General features: G+C 34.8%; 21 protein-coding genes. 11 read left to right on the top strand and 10 right to left on the bottom strand.

Going from position 1 to position 20812, the window contains the following annotated elements; translation table 11 throughout:
* Positions 1-104 precede the first annotated feature (104 nt).
* The 6 genes from HM983_RS12015 (at position 105) to HM983_RS11990 (ending at position 6584) form a co-directional block, all read left to right on the top strand.
* Positions 105-3305 carry a WD40/YVTN/BNR-like repeat-containing protein gene (locus HM983_RS12015; RefSeq protein ID WP_179345682.1) on the top strand — a complete coding sequence of 1067 codons (3201 nt, stop codon included), beginning with the start codon at positions 105-107 and terminating at the stop codon, positions 3303-3305.
* A gap of 9 nt (positions 3306-3314) precedes the next feature.
* Positions 3315-3803, top strand: a complete 489-nt coding sequence (locus tag HM983_RS12010; RefSeq protein ID WP_179345681.1) for a YdeI/OmpD-associated family protein — start codon at positions 3315-3317, stop codon at positions 3801-3803.
* A 58-nt stretch (positions 3804-3861) separates the two neighbouring features.
* Positions 3862-4449, top strand: a complete 588-nt coding sequence (locus HM983_RS12005; protein ID WP_179345680.1) for a superoxide dismutase family protein — start codon at positions 3862-3864, stop codon at positions 4447-4449.
* Positions 4450-4544: 95 nt separating this feature from the next.
* Positions 4545-5075 carry an RNA polymerase sigma factor gene (locus HM983_RS12000; protein ID WP_179345679.1) on the top strand — a complete coding sequence of 177 codons (531 nt, stop codon included), beginning with the start codon at positions 4545-4547 and terminating at the stop codon, positions 5073-5075.
* Position 5076: 1 nt separating this feature from the next.
* Positions 5077-5880 (top strand): anti-sigma factor, encoded by an 804-nt coding sequence (locus HM983_RS11995; protein WP_179345678.1) that lies wholly within the window; start codon positions 5077-5079, stop codon positions 5878-5880.
* A gap of 173 nt (positions 5881-6053) precedes the next feature.
* Positions 6054-6584: an RNA polymerase sigma factor gene (locus HM983_RS11990; protein ID WP_179345677.1), complete on the top strand. Its 531-nt coding sequence runs from the start codon at positions 6054-6056 to the stop codon at positions 6582-6584.
* Between the two features lie 315 nt (positions 6585-6899).
* Here HM983_RS11990 and HM983_RS11985 read toward each other — a convergent pair whose 3' ends face one another.
* The 4 genes from HM983_RS11985 to HM983_RS15960 form a co-directional block, all read right to left on the bottom strand.
* Entirely contained in the window at positions 6900-9122 is a 2223-nt protein-coding gene (locus HM983_RS11985; protein ID WP_179345676.1) for a TonB-dependent receptor, read from the bottom strand.
* Position 9123: 1 nt separating this feature from the next.
* A complete protein-coding gene (locus HM983_RS11980; RefSeq protein ID WP_179345675.1) occupies positions 9124-10404 on the bottom strand; it encodes a tetratricopeptide repeat protein in 1281 nt (426 codons plus the stop codon).
* A gap of 148 nt (positions 10405-10552) precedes the next feature.
* The gene (locus tag HM983_RS15965; protein WP_179345674.1) at positions 10553-11107 is read right to left on the bottom strand and encodes a DUF4331 family protein; all 555 of its coding nucleotides are present in this window, start codon (positions 11105-11107) and stop codon (positions 10553-10555) included.
* A 32-nt stretch (positions 11108-11139) separates the two neighbouring features.
* A complete protein-coding gene (locus tag HM983_RS15960) occupies positions 11140-11793 on the bottom strand; it encodes a DUF4331 family protein (RefSeq protein ID WP_179345673.1) in 654 nt (217 codons plus the stop codon).
* A gap of 142 nt (positions 11794-11935) precedes the next feature.
* On the opposite strand from HM983_RS15960, the gene HM983_RS11965 reads away from it, so the two are divergent.
* Entirely contained in the window at positions 11936-13111 is a 1176-nt protein-coding gene (locus tag HM983_RS11965) for an LETM1-related biofilm-associated protein (protein ID WP_179345672.1), read from the top strand.
* Between the two features lie 39 nt (positions 13112-13150).
* On the opposite strand, the gene HM983_RS11960 is transcribed toward HM983_RS11965, so the two are convergent.
* The 6 genes from HM983_RS11960 to HM983_RS11935 are packed head-to-tail and all read right to left on the bottom strand — an operon-like array spanning position 13151 to position 17008.
* On the bottom strand, positions 13151-13906 hold the full coding sequence (locus HM983_RS11960; RefSeq protein WP_179345671.1) for a LytR/AlgR family response regulator transcription factor: 756 nt from the start codon (positions 13904-13906) through the stop codon (positions 13151-13153).
* 20 nt (positions 13907-13926) lie between these two features.
* Positions 13927-14268, bottom strand: coding sequence for a 2TM domain-containing protein (locus tag HM983_RS11955; RefSeq protein WP_179345670.1), 342 nt, complete (start codon positions 14266-14268; stop codon positions 13927-13929).
* Positions 14269-14318: 50 nt separating this feature from the next.
* Entirely contained in the window at positions 14319-14663 is a 345-nt protein-coding gene (locus HM983_RS11950; protein ID WP_179345669.1) for a 2TM domain-containing protein, read from the bottom strand.
* 3 nt (positions 14664-14666) lie between these two features.
* A complete protein-coding gene (locus HM983_RS11945) occupies positions 14667-14996 on the bottom strand; it encodes a 2TM domain-containing protein (protein WP_179345668.1) in 330 nt (109 codons plus the stop codon).
* 11 nt (positions 14997-15007) lie between these two features.
* A complete protein-coding gene (locus HM983_RS11940; RefSeq protein WP_179345667.1) occupies positions 15008-16357 on the bottom strand; it encodes a histidine kinase in 1350 nt (449 codons plus the stop codon).
* 18 nt (positions 16358-16375) lie between these two features.
* The gene (locus tag HM983_RS11935) at positions 16376-17008 is read right to left on the bottom strand and encodes a tetratricopeptide repeat protein (RefSeq protein ID WP_179345666.1); all 633 of its coding nucleotides are present in this window, start codon (positions 17006-17008) and stop codon (positions 16376-16378) included.
* 187 nt (positions 17009-17195) lie between these two features.
* Here HM983_RS11935 and HM983_RS11930 point away from each other — a divergent pair, with 187 nt between their 5' ends.
* The 4 genes from HM983_RS11930 to HM983_RS11915 all read left to right on the top strand — a co-directional run bounded on the left by HM983_RS11930 (position 17196) and on the right by HM983_RS11915 (position 20804).
* Complete coding sequence (locus tag HM983_RS11930) at positions 17196-19004, top strand: serine hydrolase (RefSeq protein ID WP_179345665.1); 1809 nt, start codon at positions 17196-17198, stop codon at positions 19002-19004.
* Positions 19005-19195: 191 nt separating this feature from the next.
* A complete protein-coding gene (locus tag HM983_RS11925; RefSeq protein WP_179345664.1) occupies positions 19196-19612 on the top strand; it encodes a hypothetical protein in 417 nt (138 codons plus the stop codon).
* Between the two features lie 2 nt (positions 19613-19614).
* Positions 19615-20142: a nuclear transport factor 2 family protein gene (locus HM983_RS11920; RefSeq protein WP_179345663.1), complete on the top strand. Its 528-nt coding sequence runs from the start codon at positions 19615-19617 to the stop codon at positions 20140-20142.
* A 53-nt stretch (positions 20143-20195) separates the two neighbouring features.
* On the top strand, positions 20196-20804 hold the full coding sequence (locus HM983_RS11915) for a porin family protein (protein WP_179345662.1): 609 nt from the start codon (positions 20196-20198) through the stop codon (positions 20802-20804).
* The last annotated feature ends 8 nt before the right edge of the window (positions 20805-20812 follow it).

Genomic DNA, 20812 nt, shown 5'->3' with positions numbered 1-20812 from the left:
GTCTGTTTCTATTTACAGAATTTAATAATAGCATTAACATCAGTTTTACAAATGGATCATATCTTTTCATTATTTTTAAGCATTATTCAACTAACTTTTAAAAAATGAAAAAAATATCCACGCTAGTTATGCTGTTCTGCATAGCGTTACTCTCTGCACAAGAATTTTCAATGGACATGGTCAAAAATATGGCGCCGCGAAATATAGGTCCTGGTGGAATGTCTGGTCGTGTTACGGCTATTGACGTTGTAACTACAAATCCTGATGTGATGTACGTTGGTACTGCTTCAGGCGGACTTTGGAAATCGACTTCTGGCGGCATTAAATGGGATCCAATCTTTGACAATGAATTGACGGCTTCAATTGGTGCTGTAGAAATTCAACAATCCAATCCAAGTGTTATTTGGGTCGGCACAGGCGAAGGTAATCCTCGTAACTCACTCAATGGTGGATTTGGTGTTTACAAATCGCTCGATGGCGGAAAAAGCTGGATGGCAATGGGTCTTGAAAAGACGAGACATATTCATCGTATAATAGTTGATCCAACTAATCCTGATGTGGTTTATGTTGGAGCTATTGGCTCTCCTTGGGGCGAACATCCTGAACGTGGTGTTTTTAAAACAACCGATGGCGGAAAAACTTGGAATAAAATTTTATTCGCAAATAATAAAACTGGTGTCGCAGATTTAATAATGGACCCGACCAATCCCAATAAGCTAATTGCAGCTATGTGGGAACATAAACGTGATCCTTGGTTCTTTAACTCAGGTGGTGAAGGCTCAGGTCTACATATAACTCACGATGGTGGCGAAACTTGGAAAGAAATTACAGACGAAGATGGTTTTCCAAAAGGGGAACTAGGACGTATAGGAGTTGCGATTGCTCCAAGTAAACCAAATATAGTTTACGCTTTAGTCGAAGCTAAAAAGAATGCGCTTTATAAAAGTGAAGATGGTGGTTTCACTTGGAAAATGATTAACAATAAGAGCGATATTGGAAATCGTCCTTTCTATTATTCTGAAATTTATGTCGATCCACAAAATGAAAATAGAGTCTATTCAGTATTTACCTATGTAAATGTTTCAGAAGATGGCGGAAAGAATTTTGAAGAACTTATGCCAGCGTATGGAGCAAATAATGGCGTGCATCCAGATCACCATTCGTGGTGGATTCACCCAGATGATGGCAGTTTTATGATTGATGGCAACGATGGTGGTATGAACATTACCAAAGATGGTGGAAAAACATGGCGTTTTATCGGCAATTTACCAGTGGCACAATTCTATCATATCGCTGTTGATAATGAGTTCCCATATAATGTATATGGAGGCATGCAAGACAATGGCTCTTGGCGAGGCCCAGCTTATGTGTGGCGTGCGCAAGGGATTAGAAATAGCTATTGGCAGGAAATAAGTTTTGGAGATGGGTTTGATGTTGTTCCGGATAAAGACGACAGTCGTTATGGTTGGTCCATGAGCCAACAAGGTTATGTAAGTCGTTACGATTGGAAAACCGGTAATAATTATGGTGTACGACCAACACATCCAGATCCAGATGTAGCATTAAGGTTCAACTGGAATTCAGCCATAAACATCGATCCTTTTGATAATAGTACAATTTACTTCGGAAGTCAGTATGTACATAAATCCACGGATAAAGGTGAAACTTGGGAAGTCATTTCTCCAGATTTAACCACAAACGATCCTGAAAAACAAAAACAATCCGAAAGTGGTGGATTAACCATGGATGCTACTGGTGCCGAAAACCATACCACGATTTTAGTCATTGAACCTTCGCCTTTAGAAAAAGATATGCTTTGGGTTGGGACTGATGATGGTCGTGTACATTACACCAGAGATGGTGGGCAAAACTGGACAGACGTTTCAAACATCAAAGGCTTACCTGAGGGCAGTTGGATTGCACAGATAAAAGCTTCCAATAAAAATAAAGGCGAAGCCCTTTTAATTGCCAATGATTACAGACGTTTTAATTACACACCTTATGCTTACCGAACCAAAAACTACGGTAAAACATGGGAACGCCTTGTGGATGAAAATGATGTAGAAAGTTACGCGCTAGCTATTGTTGAAGACCTTGAAGAATCTAACCTAATGTTTTTAGGAACCGATGATGGTTTGTACGTATCGCTCGATGCAGGAGAAAAATGGACCAAGTGGACGGAAGGTTTCCCAACAACTTCAGTTAAGGATTTAGTTATTCACCCAAGAGAACATGATTTAGTTATTGGAACTTTTGGACGTGCTGCTTGGGTTTTGGATGATATTAGACCGTTACGCGAAATGGCGAAGAATAATTCTGTAATGAGTTCTAATATCGAATTGTTTGATCCGCCAACAGCATATCAAGCTGCTTATCAACAACCAACTGGAAGCAGATTTGGTGCAGACGCTATGTACCACGGTGAAAATCGTGGAGGTGGTGCTCGCTTTACTTATTTGTTTAATGCGAAAGAGCAGCCTAAATCAGATAAAAAAGAGGATGAGGAAATGGAAGATGAAGATTCAGAAAAAGAAGAAGCCAAAGTATCTTGGGATTCCTTGCAACTTAAAATTTACGATGGAGATCGATTAATCAGAACCATGAAAACCAAAGCACCTAAAGAAAACGGCATTCATAAATGGACATGGTATATGGACGAAGCTGGTGTAGATTATCCATCAAGACGCATAAGAGAAAGTAATCGTGAACGCGGTGGTGTTTCTGTTAAACCTGGAACTTACAAAGCCGTTTTGCATTATGGAGACCAAATGGCTGAAACTATGGTTACTGTTGAGTCTGACCCAAGGTTAGAAGTTTCGCAAAAGAATATCGATGAAGTTTATACGGCTTCAAAACAACTGGAGCAAATGCAACAGACTGCCGCAGATGCGGTAGAACAGTTGGTTGAAAGTAAAATGATTGCTGAAAATTATAAGAAAGATTTAACCAAATTGGATAAAGAAGCTTATAAAGAAGAGATAAAAGCTTCAAAAGAAGTTGTAAAAGCAATTGATAGCCTTATCGATAAATACTTAGGCAAAATTGATAAACGCCAAGGTATCACCCGAAATCCTGAAGTTACGCCTTTACAGCGTTTAGGTACAGCCAGAGGTTATGTTGGCAGTAGTCAGAAAGGGCTTACCTCAACTGAAACAACTTTGATAAAACATGCTAAAGATTCCTTGAATCAATTATTAGGTGAAACCAATGCATTTTTTAATGATGAATGGGCAGAATATCAATTAAAAATGAAACAAGTAAAAACAGATCCTTTTAAAGAGATCCAAACTTTTGGCATTGATTAGTCCACCAAAATGTTAAAAAGTGTACCATTTGAAGTGACTCTAGCAGATAAACAAAGTGTTATTCTGCTAGAGTCATTCATTTCAGAATTTATTAAAAAAAATCAAAAACGAATCAAAGTTAAGGCGTTCTTTGAGGAACAATCGTTAGAATTTTATGCTGCGTTAAAAAAAGAAAAATCAGGATTGCACCGCATTTACTTTAGTAAAGCAAAACAAAAAGAACTTGGTGTTTTTATGAACGATTACTTTACACTTCAAGTTTTTGAGGACACATCAAAATATGGTGTTGAAATGTCTGAGGAATTGGAGGCTGTTTTATTAACGGATTATGATGCTTTTAAAATTTTTGAAGACCTGACGCCTGGGCGCAAAAGAAGCATCATTTATGCAATCTCAAGGTACAAATCGTCCCAGATGCGTGTCGAAAAAGCATTAATTTTAACTCAAAACCTAAAAAAAGGTATAAAAGACCCAAAAATGTGGTTCAAGCCTCAATAGCACTTGCAATTGGGAAAATATCTACTTAACTTTATAGAAACCAAGAATAATAAAACCAATGAAACATATAAAATTAATGGCTCTGGCATTTTCGATAATATTTGCTACAGCATGTAAAGAAAACAACAAAGAATCCGAAAACATGGAGATGGAAACCGAAATGGAGGAAACCATGAATAAAGACAATGAAATGAGCAAAGAGCTGTCCTTTAATTTAAGTCCAAAAAGCGATAGTAGTGTTTCTGGACAGGTCATGTTTAGACAAAACGGGGATGAAGTTACTATGACCGCGAACATGAGTGGTTTAACGGCAGGGACACACGCTATTCACATTCACGAAAAAGCAGATTGTTCTGCAACAGATGGTACATCTGCAGGTGGTCACTGGAACCCAACAGCAGAACCTCACGGTAAGTGGGGAGATGAAGCCGGTTATCACAAGGGAGACATTGGAAACTTTGAGGTTGGAGACGATGGAACGGGTATGGTTCAATTTACTACAGACCAATGGTGCATTGGCTGCGGTGATGATACAAAAGATATAATGGGTAAAGCGATTATAGTTCACGAAGGCACTGATGATTTCACATCCCAACCGTCTGGTGCTGCAGGAAGCCGTGTAAGTTGTGGTGGTATCATTGAATAATAATTGTAGTTAACATTTTAATCATAAAAAAGCTATCCTAATAATGATAGCTTTTTTGTATTTTCGATAAATCAAATCTTAGGATTCAAAATATTATGGCCGAATTGGATATTTTAGTTGCACAATTTAAGAAGAAGGACCATGTTGCTTTTGAGAAATTATACAGCATGTATAGTGATAGTATTCACGGTGTAGTTTACAACATTGTACGCGATAATGCTATTGCAGATGAACTCATGCAAGATGTTTTTATTAAAGCTTGGAAAAAATCTGACACCTACTCTAGTAAAAAAGGACGCTTTTTTACGTGGATTTTAAACATTGCTCGTAATGCTGCTATAGACAAGACTAGATCCAAGGCATTTAAGCAGTCTAGACAAAACCTTGATGCCGATTTTTTCGTAGATATAATAACAAGCAATGATAACTTGGACAGTCGTACCGATGCCATTGGAATCAAAAAGTTTGTTAAGAAACTAGGAAAAAAATGTAAAGAGGTTATTGAGCTACTTTATTTTAAAGGTTATACTCAAAAAGAAACTTCGGAAGCATTGGAAATGCCAATTGGTACAGTAAAAACAAGAAACAGAAACTGTATTAAGGAATTAAGGGATATGGTATTATAATATGGATATAAACGCTTACATAGAATCAGGTATATTAGAGCTTTACGTAGCCGGACAACTTTCTGAAAAAGAAAACCAAGAAATTTACGAACTGCTCCAGGCGCACCCAAGACTTTTGCAAGAAGTATTGGAAATTGAAGCGGCAGTTGTGAAATTAACAGCAGCAGTATCACCACATTCTATAGATTTTGATTCGTTTAAAGGAAAATTAACTTCTACCGACAACTCAGAAAAGAAAGTCGTAGTAATGAAACCTAAAAAACCAAACTGGATATCTTATACCGGTTGGGCAGCATCTATCCTTTTGGCTGGAGGTTTACTTTGGACGTTAAATAATAATAAAGAACTAGAATTAGAAATACAAACTGCTGAAATTGAAAATGCCTATTTAGAGCAACAAATTGAAGATGCAAGAACAGACTTGGCCTCAACTAAAGATTTGCTCAATACATTAAGAGATAAGGATATTTTGGCTGTACCACTTGGTGGACAGGGCAAATTTGCGAATAGCTATGCAAAAGTTTACTGGAACAAGGAGGACAACACTATTTATTTAGATGGACAAGGGCTGCCGGATGCTCCAGAAGGCAAAGTATGGCAGGTTTGGTCTTTAAAACTCAATCCACTTACTCCAACTAGTTTAGGAACTATTGATGACTTTAATACAGACGACAATAAGATTTTTGCTATTGCCAACGCTAATGAAAGTGAAGCTTTTGGAATTACATTAGAACCAGAAGGTGGGAGCGAAAGTCCTACAATGGAACAGCTCTATACACTTGGTGTAGTGCCTACAGCACCATAAAGAGTATTAATAATTTATCATCTTATATATTTGAAAATCATCCAATCAATTTTGGATGATTTTTTATTTTCAATGACCTCAAGTTATCTTAAGAGTTAATATAAAAATCATTTGCACCACAGGTTATGGCAGATATATAATAAGTTTATACAAAAAAGAAAAAGAACTTATTAATGACAGATCTAGACGCTCTAATTTCCAAATTTAAAAATATGGATGAAGTTGCTTTTGAAAAATTATATTACATGTATCATGCGAGTATACATGGTGTGATTTTAAATATTGCTAAAAACAACAAGGTGGCAGATGACCTTACACAAGATGTCTTCATCAAGGCTTGGAACAATGCAGAGACCTACGACGCCAAAAAAGGTCGATTTTTTACCTGGATTTTAAATATCGCGCGAAACACAGCAATTGACAAAATAAGATCCAAATCTTTTAAGCAATCACGCGCTAATCTTGATGCCAAAAATTTTGAGCATATAATAACCAGTCATGAGAGCCTTGATTCCGAAACAGATGCAATTGGCATTAAGGATATTATAAAAAAATTAACACCTAAACGATTAAAAATAATAGAGCTACTATACTTTAAGGGGTTTACCCAAAAGGAAGCTTCCGATCATTTAAAAATACCCATCGGTACGGTAAAAACGAGAAGTAGAGATTCTATTAGAGAATTAAGAGGTATGATGCTATAATTAGCCTAAGAAAATAAATAACAAACTGCTCTGAAATATTCCTAGCGGTTTTTTTTATTTCATTCTAATTCGAATAAAAAATATTAGAGCTTCAATTTTTGCAATAAAAACAACAATTAAATGTTATATATACTTTTGGGCATTAATACAAAAAAGACATCTGCTCAAAATGAACAGATGCCTCAACTAACAAAAAACTCAAAAAAACATCATGAACAATCATGATATAGATTAATCAATTGATCAATCCTTCTTGCTAGCAACCAATCAACATTGCTTAATTTGCTTCCCTCAAATTAAGCGTCGATTATGTCTTTAAAATGTATAGGTTACAGATCCTTTAATAAAAAAAGGCGTACCTGGCGTAAAATGTATTTCTTCAATTGGTTGCGATTCGTTTCGCAATCTAGACTCCGTCGCAAATTGTGTTTCGTTCCAATCTACATCAAATAGATTTTCTATTGCTATGCCTAGTATGATATCATTAAATCTATAATTAGCGTTAAAATCAGTAACAAAATAACCCTCAGCTACAATAGAATTATCCTCATTAGCTGGTCTATCATCTAAATATCTTATCCTTAACCCACCAGAAAACCCATTTAAGTCATCAACGGACAATCCGCTGGTTAATGTGAAATCTGGTGCTAACGGAATAAAATTTTCTCCATCGGAATCTTCTGTACTTCTGGCATTTGTGTATGTTGCATCCGAATCCAAAAACAACCAATCCGTAAACTGATACCTTAATCCTAAATCTACTCCATAACGTCGGGTTTTACCACTTGGCTCTACAATACCTGCATCACCCACATAAACAAATTCTTGCTCTAAAAATAAATACCACAAAGCAGAATTAATCACTAGTTTTGGAAACGGTTTCCACACTGTTCCTATATCCAAACCATAAGATCTTGGTAGGATATCTTCACCACTATTTGCTACTACCACTCTAGCATCGTTAGAATGAAAACCAACACCAGATTTTAAAAACAGTTTTAAATTATCCTTAGCAGTATAGAAGAAATTCAGTTTTGGACTGAATCTTGTTTTTGTTTCAGATTGCGTTTCATAGTTAGCAAGAAGCTGGTCATTATATAAAAATTTAAAATAATCCAATCTTAAAGCTGGAGCTATTTTCCATTTTCCAAATTCAAATTCAGCATTTACAAAGGCATCCAAATTTGTTTGATTGATATCACCCAACTGAATTATTTCTAATGTTTCTTTTCTATTGAGCGTTCTAGACAATTCAACATCATCAACGATGTCATGCCTTAATCCTATTCCGGATGTCAGTGTCAATTCAGTATTACCCAAATACGTTGTGTGTTTCAATGAAGCATTTGCTCCAAATATCTCTCGATCTTCTTTCTGCTTAATTTGGTCACCATTTATAGGATCTTCCAAAAAGAAGGTGAAATTAGAATACAGTTCAAAAGCGTAATGTGAATAAAATGCATTAGCCTTTAACACGGTTTCGTCAGATATATATTTATCAAAAGCTACATTAAAATTTGTTCTTTCGGTGTTGCCACCTTCTGTATCATCAATGGCACCAAAGCGAGAAATATTTCCGTTATCAACCTCACGTTGTGGAATTTGGCCAGAGGCGTCCCAGCGGCTAGTAAAATGTGAAGCCGTTAAGGTCAATTTATCATTCTCGGGTGAGAAATAAACGTATTTACCAAATAGATTCACGCGATTAAAATTCTGAGCCGATTCAAAAGGACCATCCGTTGCTATATATTCCATTGCCACATAGGCGTTTTGATTCTTTGTGCGATCCAATATATTGAACAATCCTACTGTTCTAAGTGTATTAAATTGTCCGGCCAAAACAGAAATACTGCTTTCCTTTAAATAATCTTTTGTATTAAAATTGACATAACCAGCCGTGTTAAAATCACCCTCTTGAGCATAATATGCACCTTTACCAAAGTCAATTTTGCTTACGGTTTCAGGTATTATAAAATGAAGATCACTATAACCTTGTCCATGTGCATGAGATACCATATTTACTGGCATGCCATCTACTGAAATAGAAACATCGGTTCCATGGTCTACATCAAATCCACGAAGAAATATTTGCTCTGCTTTACCACCTCCTGCATGCTGACCGATGAATAATCCAGGTACTTTTCTCAATACCTCTTGAGATGAATTTACAGGTGTTACACTCAAGTCTAATCTTGAGATTGTGCTGACTGTATTTAATTCTTCTGTAATCATCATTTCGTCTAGCTGAAAGGTCTTCTCTTTTAAGGTCAATGTTAAATAATCTAATGACTCAATCTTAAAAATCAAGTTATGGTATCCCAATAACCCTACTCTAAGCGTATCACCGACTTTCGTTTCCATGATTACAAAAACGCCATTTTCAGTAGTATGCGCATGCGTTTCTGAAGTCATGTTATATACGTAAGCTGCCTCCAATGGTTGGTTAAGTTCATTCACTACTGAGCCCTTAAGGGTTTGGGCTTTAAGAGAAATCATGATACAACCAAAAATTAGCAATGCTAAAATTTGTTTGTTCATTTTAGAGGCTCTTTACTTTACTTTTCATAGTTGGTCCCAATTCATACAAACTTGCAATCAACTCTTCTTTTAGCGGTTTTACCTTATCTGTTTTTCCGGCTGCCTTGTATATTTCTGCTATATGATATAATACATCTGGTTCGTACGTTTTGCCTTCGACATATGTTTCAACAATTTCGTTGGCTTTATCGATATCTCCTTTTTTGAAATAACTCCACGCTAATAAATCGTACGATTGTGGTGTTGGTCTATTCTCAATTTCACGTTTTGCAATGGCTATGGCCTTATCATGATCCGGTAAATCCTCGGTGTATACCATAACATTGTATTTGTTGTACATTTCGCCGTATTGATTGTTCTCTATTGCCTCACTATAAGCTTGAAGTGACTCTGCTTTTAAACCTTCATTCTTAGAAAAATCAGCAATTTCAGATTTAAGCAAATTGTAATCTGGAGATGTATAATAAGTATTTATATGGTCTAGGACCTTGAGCGCCTCTTCAGGATTATTCTCGTGTGAGTACAGTATCCAGGCAATGCCCTTTTTAGCATACGCATCATTTGGATCTAATTCTAAGGCTTTTAAAAAGTAATCATAAGATTTTTGAATTTCACCAGCATGACCATAAAAGTCTGCAATGTTGGTGTAAGACCATTGTTTTAAGGATTTCAAGTTGGATCGCTCTGCAATTTCCATTGCCTTTTCCATATTCTCAATCGCACCATCTAGATTTCCTTTATGATCTTCCCATTTGGCCAATCGTATCAAATAATCAAAATCTGAAGTATTTTTTATTTCATTGAGATAAGACTCTGCATATATGTAATTTCCCAATTCTAAATGCACATCAAACAACATTTTCTTTGTTCCATTTAGTTTTTCTCCATTTACTTCAGCCTTTTTTAATAATTCTAAAGCTTCTTTAAAACGGTGTTGAGAAATATAATTTGCTGCTAGGGCCTTAAGAAGTCCCGCATTGTCATTTTGAGTTAATTCGTTGGCTTTAATTAAATCTTTTTCAGCTTTAATCAAATAATCAATATTACCTGTTGAATTGAAAATCTGGTTATATGCTCCGGACCTTTTAGCCAAATAGGGAAATTGATTTGAATTACCATCTAATTTTTTTGTCCAAAATTCTGCATTAGCAAATAACTCTGAACTATCAATTGATGTTGTTAAAAATGTATCGTAATCTTGTGAATTAGTTACTTTGTTGTCTTTAGCACAATTAAATGCTAATACTAATAAAATAAGTGGAAAGATTTTTTTTAGTATCATGGTTATAATGTTTTGTGAGTTTTTTTACAGCGTCTGAGATTGACGCATAGTTTTTGCACAATTGAATTGAGCAAAATTTTTGTCTTAGTTAAAAAAAATCTGAAATGAGGTCTTAAACCACCTCATTTCAGACTATTTAATCAAATCCTTAGAAAGGAGACGCTAAGTAAGGAAATGATGATAAAAATGCCTTGTCATTTGAATCGACACCATCACTTGTTAAGCCTGGGTTATCTGTACCCATTGGCCCACCAAAGATCAACGTTAATTCGATATCAATAACATCATCCATTAAAGTTCTTCCTGTTAAAACAGTTGACAAATCTGCATTTGCAAATGTTGTTTCCCCATCTAAACTTACTGTTAATACGTCAGTTGCTAATGCACCAGTAAAAGTTGCTGCATCAAATCCTAAAGCATTAGTAGTATATCCAGGGTTTAAAGCCAATAGTTTGTCTTCAAATAATGGCTGAAAAGTTGCTCCTTGATTAGCAGGAACAGTTGTATTAAACTGGTCTTTCATTCCATCATTTACAAAAACTGTATTTATAGCTGGCCTAGCCATTTGATCTTGTGTTACATACGTTCCAGAAAAATCTGGACCGTCGAAGCCATCATTATTGTCATCGTCATTGTTACAAGTAAAAGCTGTCATTGACGCTAATATTGCAATGGCAAATAATTTTATATTATTAAATTTCATAATTTTAAATTTTAAATTTTTTGAGATTTTTATTATTGTCTTCTTTTGGTTTCTACCCAAGTGTTTATTGAACCTGAACCACCGATTAAAGATTTTGGTACTTCAATTACAACAGACATTACATTTGTTCCAGCAAACGTATCGTTACCTGGATCGTTAAAACTACCTGCATTCCCAGCAATGATTTCATTGTATTGAGTAAAGTCAAAGTAAAATGGATCATCTCTTGGTCCTGCGAACATTCGGATACCATTATTATTTTCTATTATGGCACTTTGTCCATAAGGAGTAATATCAACGGAACCTTGAGTAATTGCATTAGAAGTAATAGTACTACTTAAGCCTGTAGATGTTGCCACTACCGGTCCAAAAAAGTACATTTTTCCATCTCTTGGTATGGCTTGTATTACTAATTCTTCTTGCAAATCGTTATTTGTACTAATGTTAATTTCTATCATAACATTTTCATCAAAGGAAGCACTACCCGTATCCCCTGGAGATAAAAGACCTTGAACATTTGCTACAAAAGCAATGTTATTGGTATTTTCACCTCTAAAGGCATAATAATCAGTAATGTCACTAGTGGTGCCAGTTACAGCAGGAGCATCAATGTGATCCGCAGCAATTGCAACGAAAGTCGCAATACCTAATATGGCACTCGCGATTAAAATTTTTGTTTTTTTCATAATTTTTGAGATTTTGTTAATTTGTTTGTGTCTCTATATTACATACGGGAAAATCATACTTGCGGTTTTGTTAAACTTGTGTTAACGTAAATATATGCGTCTTATCGATAAAAAAATTACCTTTGAATCTTAAGAAGAAACTATGAATCCATCAGCAAGCGGCTGGATAAAAAAACTACTCAAAGACATTTCTGATATGGCCTATGGTCAATCCGACCAAAGCAGCTTTTACAAAAGTCTAAAGCAAACAGGCTTTATCTACGGTAGCAACGTGAGTGTTATTTTAAATTTAGTTAAGCCTTTTGATTTTACTGAAGAAGAAAAAACGAAAATTAATTTATTCTTATCCTTTTATTCTATACATCAACATTCACAACCTAATAATGATTTTATAAATAGTCTAGTGAACTATTATAAACTTATAGGAAATCAAAAACGTTCGGTTTTCGACGGCTTGTTTGGTGCTAACTCACAAAACAGTATTTTGGAAAAGGTGATACATAAACGTATCCATATAGACGATAATTTATTTTCAAAGAATTTCAATTATTTTTTAATTAACGCTTTGTTGTTTGTAGATGTATTGGGATACAAACACTTTCTAAGTTCAAAACAAGACACTAAGATTTATGTTAACAATTTAGAGTCTGCCCTAGAAACTATCGTTTTTTCTGTAATAGATTCTAAAAAAGATAAGACAGAATACGATTATAACCTTATTAAACTTTTTGAAAGCTCTATACGTCACAAAAACTTAAATCTACCTACTTATACAGATGCCATTTCTTTTTTTGTAGAGCCCTTAGAAAAATTGTATGCCGTAGATTTAGTCTGTATGGCTTCTTGGACGGACAAAAAAATCGATTCTGAAGAGCTCAAATTTTTAAATCAATTGAATACAGATCTCGATTTAAATAATGAAGCAATAGCAACTTCCCTTAAGGATATCAATCAATTTTATAATGATTATAAGAATAAGGTTGCTTTTCTTAAATCCAAAAACCTTGCACAAAGTTTTTATGACAATAGCAGCAAGGTGGTAATTAAATTGATAAAAAGAAACAGCAAGCGTCTTATAAAAGAACTATCAGAGAGCAAAGAAGCAATGTTACTATTAACCAAGTCCACTCAGCGTAATCTTACAATTGAAGAACAAAAAAAAGTCCAGGATCAGCTTTTGGATATTTTTAAATCCATACCAAGCTTGGCTATATTTTTATTGCCAGGTGGTATGATACTATTGCCTCTCTTTGTAAAATTTATACCGAAGTTGCTGCCTTCTGCTTTTGATGAAAATAGAATAGGTAAAGATGAATAGATGTTGGTGAGCTGCTACAACCAGTTATATCAGTAAAATTTACTCTAACCAATTTTTGAAATCCTTTACACGCTCCCTAGCAACGATAATGTCCTGTTCCTTATAATGATTCAATTTTATTTGTAAGCGCGAATTGGTATAACTTACCATATCTTTAATGGCATTTATATTGACATAGAATTTGCGGCTTATCCTGAAAAAGGTTTCTGGTTCAAGCTCGTCTTCTAATTGGTCCAACGTCATATCCAACAAATAATTTCTTCTTTCCACAGTATAAACATAGGTGCCTTTATTCTCGCTGTAAATACATTCTATATCCTCAATATTAATAAGTTTGAGGTGCTGACCTACCTTAACCGAAAATCTTTTTTTGTACTCTCGCTCAATTGGATTAACCAATAATTTTTTGATATCGTTAAAGTCTAACGTCACCGACTGATTTAGCGATGTTCTATTTTTATATTTTACCACTGCCGTTTCGAGCTCATCCTCATCAATAGGTTTCAATAAATAGTCGATACTATTAAGCTTAAAAGCTTTAAGTGCATACTCGTCATAAGCCGTTGTAAAAATTACTGCCGAACTTATATCGATAGCTTCAAAAATCTCAAATGACAATCCATCACTGAGCTGAATATCTAAAAATATCAAATCAGGATGTGGATTGTTTTGAAACCACTCTATTGATTCCTCCACGGAATGCAACATGGTCTCAGCATCAATATCGAGTTTATTTAGCATGCGCTGTAAACGTCTTGCTGATGGTTTCTCGTCTTCTATAATTATAACATTCATGCTTTTCTATTTTAAAAAATCTATTTCCAAAGATTCGTATGAGATTGTTCTTCTCTTTTTAGATATTCTTTGATTTTCTTTTCTTCCCAATCTTTCTTGAATATTTTGTCGCTCTTAAAAATGATTATACCATGAATTAAAATAGCACATGTCCAAGCCACAACTACACTCAAATTTAAACTTATGATGCTATAGGTATATGGCCCATCTTCCAATACGTAAAAATTTAGGCCAATCAATGCTATTACAACAATGTATCCTGCAAGATGGATAAAAAACCAACGTCTTCTGCGAAGCTTTTTTTGTATCTTAAAATAGTGTTCCTTTTTACTTAGCCTTTCTTCCATTGTTTGTTGATTCATTAGTTATAGCCATTATCAATTATATGAGCCATTTGATTATTTCTTTAAAACTACTCCCAGTTCTGGCGCTCTTTTTCCATATACTCTTCGATCTTTTTCTTTTCCCAATTTTTACCAAAGAAAAAATTTGGTCCAAAAACCCCTAAAAAATGAAACGCTAAACCAATGCCCCAAAAAAATGCGGTCGCATAGGTCCCGAAGTTAAAAAATCCATTTTGAGAATTTAAAGCGATCAATAAAATCAAAAAGATATTCACGACCACATAAACTGCCAGATGCCAATAAAAACCAATGATGTTATCAACTCGTTTTTTTGCCCTGATGTAGGCTTCCTCTTTTCTAAAATCGTGCGTTTCCTTTTCTTCTTTATATGGTTCTAAACTATACTTTTCCATGACTTAATATTTTGATTTGTTAGACATTTCCTCTTTCATAATTTCTTCAATTTTTCGCTCTTCCCAATCTTCACCAACCAAAAGTGGCATGATAAATACAGAAAAAGCGTGTATAGCTATGGCCAGTCCCCAAACCGTCCAAACGAAGAAAGTGCCGAAGTCGAAAAAAGCTTCGTTAAAAGTTTCTCCATTTTTTATATTTCGAATAATTTTAAAGGTTGATACTAACGTATTTGCTATCAAATAGACCGTTAGATGTGAGTAAAAACGCTTTAGTTTTTCTACTTTGTTTTTTGCCCTTTGGTATTTTAAATGTGTGTCTTTTTTTTCCATGATTGTTTGTTTTAATTCCAACGTCTTTCATCTTCCTTACGCATGTATTCTTCAATTTTACGCTGTTCCCATTTTGCTCCAAAAGCACGATCGTCTACAAAAACCCGATAGCCTTGAAAAACTAAACTTAAACCCCAACCAATTATGGGAAACCAAAACCATTGTATCGTAAACCTTGAATATTGATACCATATAAATATTAAGAATGGTATTACGAAACAATAAGATATTAGGCTATAATAAAACCCTTTTAATTCTTCGACACGCTTACGTGCCTTTACATATTGATCGCTCATTTGAGCTCGTGATTGTCGTGTATTTCTCATTACTGTAACCTGTTTTGTGAGCATAGGGATTGCTACTGCAAAATCCTTTTCTCGTTGATTGATGATGACTTTTCTTTCTGACAGCAGCTTATAGCGTTGTTTAATGTTTTCCAACCCAACTCCACTACTCTTTTTTACAATTTGTTTGGGCTGTAAATTATTGAGTACCACTAGATGGTTACCATCTTCATAAATTTTAATATGCAATGGTTTACTGGATGTAACCATGTTATGTTTTACCGCATTTTCTAATAACAGTTGCAATGACAAAGGCACTACTTTACTTTCAGGATTTGAAGCTTGATCCGGAATTTCAAAAACAATACTGTCTTCGAATCTGGTTTTTAAAAGAGACATGTAGGTTCTTGCAAAATTTAACTCTTCATCAACAGTCACCAATTCCTTACTTTTTTGTTCCAAAACATAACGATACACTTTAGATAATGATGTTGTGAATTTTTGTGCATTATCTGGATTTTCTTCAATAAGACTGGTAAGTACATTTAAGCTGTTAAATAAAAAATGAGGATCCAATTGATTTTTTAAAGCATCAAATTTGGCACTTGCTGCACCTGCAATGACCTTTTGCTCTTTGAGTTTATTTTTCTGGTAACGGTTATAGAAATAGACCACATAAAATGTAGAAATAATACTAAGTGTAATCCAAATTCCAAATGAATAGCCGCTCCAAGATTCGTTTTCAATAAATTCATTAAAAGGCATTTTATAAATGAGCACTTCAATCAAAATCCTTAAAAAGAAAATACAAATAATTGAAATTACCGTAGCCCCAGAAATACCATAACCAATACGTTTAACAATCTCATAATTCTGAAATTGGCGTTTTTTCATGTATTCAAAAAACAGAGTATTGGTATAACTTAACACAAAGGTGTACAACTGATAGAAGAAAAAATTGATTAAAAAATCGTTTGTGCTCTTATAATTAAATCCATTGGACAATAGATTGCCAATTACAAAAACTAGACACCCAATAATGAATGTGACGATTATATATTTAATTGATTTTGTCATCTTTTCTTAAATCTAAAATTATTTGCAAGAGTCTGAAACCTGAATAGCTCTCTCTTTTCCCCAATTTGGATGAAAATCACTCTTTGGCTTAAAGGTATCAAAAAGTTTTATTGACGCCTCAATGTCTTTACAATACGGCGCAGTATCCTTTCCAAAATATTTAGCACTTCCCATATCCCAATCTGCCCTTCCGAAAACCGCTCGCGGATTCTCAGGATCTATAGCTTTAGCTTTTGCATAAAGCTCGCTGATTTTTGCAGCATATTTCATACCATAGGTCATGCCGTCGTAAACTACCCAATTGGTTAAAACCTGTGCCTGCATTACTAGTAATTCTGAATTGTTTTCACTAATAGCCATTGCTTTATCCAAATGCTTTTGAGCTTTATCCAACTGGCTTTTCAAAATGGCTTCATCCTTTAAATTCCAACTTTTTAAGCTATTGATTTGTGCTATATAATAATGTGGCAACCATTCATTGGGTTCAGCATTGGCAATACGTTCAAATAGATTTTCAGCTTCCTCTGTTTTATTCGATTGCCAAAGTTCAAAAGCTTGTGCCATTCCTTTTTCAAAATTGTTTTGTGCCTCAGTATTGGTACTCATCGTAGTTATTACCAGCGCTACAATTATTCTAATTAACGTGTTCATGATTGTTGGTGTTTGTTTGAGACAAATATCCCTTAAGAATTCACTATCTCGAAATTGTACTTACCGAACTGTAAAATTCTTATGACGAATTGTAACTTTTTCAAAATAATGAAGAGAAAATCGTAACTTTTAGTCTGTTTTACATACCAATAGAGCAATTAGCTTTTTAACCAAACCAATTAATCTTATGAAAAACCGCATCCTTACCCTCGTTGTCCTATTACTTGCGACCATATCATTCTCTCAAAGTGATAAACGCCTCAAAGGCATAGAAAAAGAACTCAATTCTATTCTAGAAAACACAAAAGCACCAGGTTTTGCCGTTGCCATTGTTGAAGGAGACAAGCTCATTTATTCCAATGGATTTGGTTATAGCGATTACGAAAATAAAGTTCCTGTAGATGGCAACACCCTTTTTGCCATTGGGTCTTCCACCAAAGCATTTACTTCAGCCTTATTGGGAATTTTAAGAGAAAAGGATCAACTCTCTTTTGATGACAATCCTCGGAAACATATTCCAGAACTCGAATTTTACAACAATGATCTTAACAATAACGTCATAATTAAAGATTTAATGCGCCACAGTACAGGACTGCCAAGACACGATGGTGCTTGGTACTTTTTTCCGAGTCATGATAAGGATAGTCTAATTATGAGGCTGAAGCATCAGGAACCGTTTACAGGCATTCGTCAACAGTGGTTTTACAACAACTTCGGGTTTTTGGCACAAGGAGTTATCACCGAAAAAATTACGGGTAAATCATGGGAAGAAAATATAGAAGAACAGTTTTTTCAACCTTTGGGCATGGATCGTTCTAAAACCACAATTGACGGCATGAAAGAAAGCAACAATATTGCTGTAGGCTATGAACTTAAAGATAATAAAGACATTAAAAAAATGGACTACTACGACATTGCAGGTATGTCTCCAGCAGGCAGCATTAATAGTAGTGTAAATGATATGAGCAAATGGCTAATGATGTGGATAAACGACGGAAAATATAAGGACGAGCAAATCATTCCGGCAAATTATGTAAAGGAAGCCATGACCTCACAAGTGGTGGTTGCTGGAGGTGTACCAAATAAAGAATTGCCTAATGTGCATTTTGCTAATTACGGTTATGGTTGGTTTTTGCACTCTTATAAAGGACACTATCTGGTGGAACATGGTGGAAATATAGATGGATTTTCGGCAAGTGTTGGATTTTTTCCCACGGACAGTTTAGGCATTGTGGTATTGGCCAACCAAAACGGCTCTGCCGTACCAAGATTAGTTAGAAATACAGTTGCCGATTACATGTTAAAGGTTGACAAAACCGCATGGGCAAAAAAGTATAAGGAAGACATTGAGGAAGCTTTACGAGCACAAGCAGAAGTTGAGGAGGATGCGGAAATCTCAAATGTAAAAAACACACAACCATCTCATATAAAACTAGATTACACAGGCACGTTTGAAAACGAAGGGTATGGTAAATTTGATATAGTACTAGAAAACGATTCGCTCTATGCCACTTTGAATGATGAAAAACTATTTCTAAACCATTTCCATTACGATACATTTGAATTTTTAGATGTCGTTGAAGGCAAGGTAGATACCACAGGTATTGGTAAATCCTTAAAAATCTCATTCACCACTAATGTGGCTGGTGATATAGATTATGCAAAAATGAGCATAGAGCCTACTCTAGACGCGATTGAATTTAAACGTACACCAAACTCAATTGATGTGGATGCAGAAACATTACAATCCTATGTTGGCAAATACGATCTTGCAGGAACGGAAATTAAAGCCTACATAAAAGACGAAAATATGCTTTATGTATTTGTGCCTGGTCAACCAGAATACGAACTTGTCCCAACAGCTGAGCATAAATTTAATTTTAAAGTCCTTGAGGGTTTTAAGGTAGAATTTCTTGAAAGCGACGATGGCGCGATCGACCAGGTAAAGTTTATTCAGCCTAATGGTACTTTTGTCGCTACGCGAAAGGAGGAGTAAAATCTTTTATAATTTTTTGTTGGTGCCGTAACACTCTATATATTCAAAAAATATAACAGAGCCTGTAACATAAAATTCCTTTCTGAGAAAAAAACTGAGTTTTTGTTATAGAGAATTTCTCTATAGCATCTTAAAACAAGTGATAATATTTTTTTTCATACCTTAGAACAACCAACTAAAAAAAGCATATCATGAAAAACGTTTTGGCCACAGTTGTTGGCATATTTGTCGCCTCCTTTGTTGTTTATATTTTTGAAAGCCTAATTGGACATACACTTTTCCCTTTACCTGAAGGTGCAGATCCAACCGATATGGAATGGATTAAAAACAATATGGACCTCATACCCTTGGGATCAAAACTTTTTGTAATAATTGCACATTTTATGGGAATTGTTTCCGGGATGTTCATTGCTGCTGTCATCTCCAAAACCAGCATGATACCTTCTTACATTGTAGGTGGTATTATGTTAGCTGCAACACTCTTCGTAATTATTATGCTTCCAAAAGACACGTGGTTTGCCATTGGTGATGCAATATTGGCAATTATTGGTTTCTTTTTGGGTAAATCCTTTGCCAATAATCGGATGAATAAGAATAAATTACAATAATAATGCTCAAAAAATTTAGTATTATAATTTTTTCCCTGGCTTTGTTTAGCCACATCAGCCATTCACAACCCTTGGATAATCTAAAAGCTATAAATTTAGTTTGGGCAGATTTCTACAAAGCTTTTGATTCATTAGATATATCATATATGGAAAAAATACATTCTAAAGATCTAGTGCGAATTCCTGGTGGCAACCGAATTTTGGATTATGAAACATATATTAATAATTACAATCTTCAATTCACTAACGATAAAACCACAAACCAAACTAACGAAATTGAATTACGTTTTTTTGAACGAATCAATACCTCAACAAAAGCCAGCGAACGAGGTGTTTATAAAATGATACGCAATAAAAACACTCCTCAAGAACAAATTTTTTACGGTCAATTTCATGTGCTTTTAAAAAAAATAGATGGTAAATGGAAGATTATTATGGACTACGATTCTACCGAGAACGGTAAAATTGATCAAGAAGAATTTAGAGAAGCTCATGCCATTGATGATTTTAATGCTTTTTTGAGTAATTAGTGATGACATTTTAAAACGTTCACGATTATAGTATATAACCATAACTTATAATCATGAAACGATTTTTTTTATCACTGTTTATTTTTACAATTACAATTACATCAGTTGAAGCGCAAGATTTAAATTACGGAGCTAAAGCCGGACTCAATATTGCTGGCATAAGTTTTTCAAGCTCAGATTATTCTACCTCACCAAGAATAGGTTTTTTAGTAGGCGGTTTCTTAAATTACAAAATCAAAGAAAAGCTAAGCGTCCAACCCGAAGTTTTCTACAGTACTGGAGGTAACAATTGGGATTTTAATGATGGAGCAACCACTGGTGAAATAAAAACGAGCTTGATTAGCCTTCCTGTTTTACTTAAATATAATATTACGAATGGCCTCTTTCTCGAAGCAGGTTTACAATATAATTTTTTACTATCCATTGAACAGAAAATTGAAGAATCTGGAAACGGTTTTGAAGATTTAACCGAATTCTACAAATCTGGCACTCTTGGCTTTGCCATCGGTGCATCCTACCAGTTAGATATGGTTACAAATGGTTTGGCAGCAGGACTACGTTTTACCTCAGATTTCTCGAAATTGAATGATGTGGATGTTGATGCCGATAGTTTAAAGCAATATGCACTGCAATTGACATTGCTGTATACTTTTTTACAATAACATTAGAA

Origin of the sequence: Winogradskyella ursingii, assembly GCF_013403975.1 — a bacterium.
GTDB lineage: Bacteria > Bacteroidota > Bacteroidia > Flavobacteriales > Flavobacteriaceae > Winogradskyella > Winogradskyella ursingii.
Note: the sequence above shows the minus strand (reverse complement) of the source record. Positions and strands in the feature narration are given on the sequence as shown.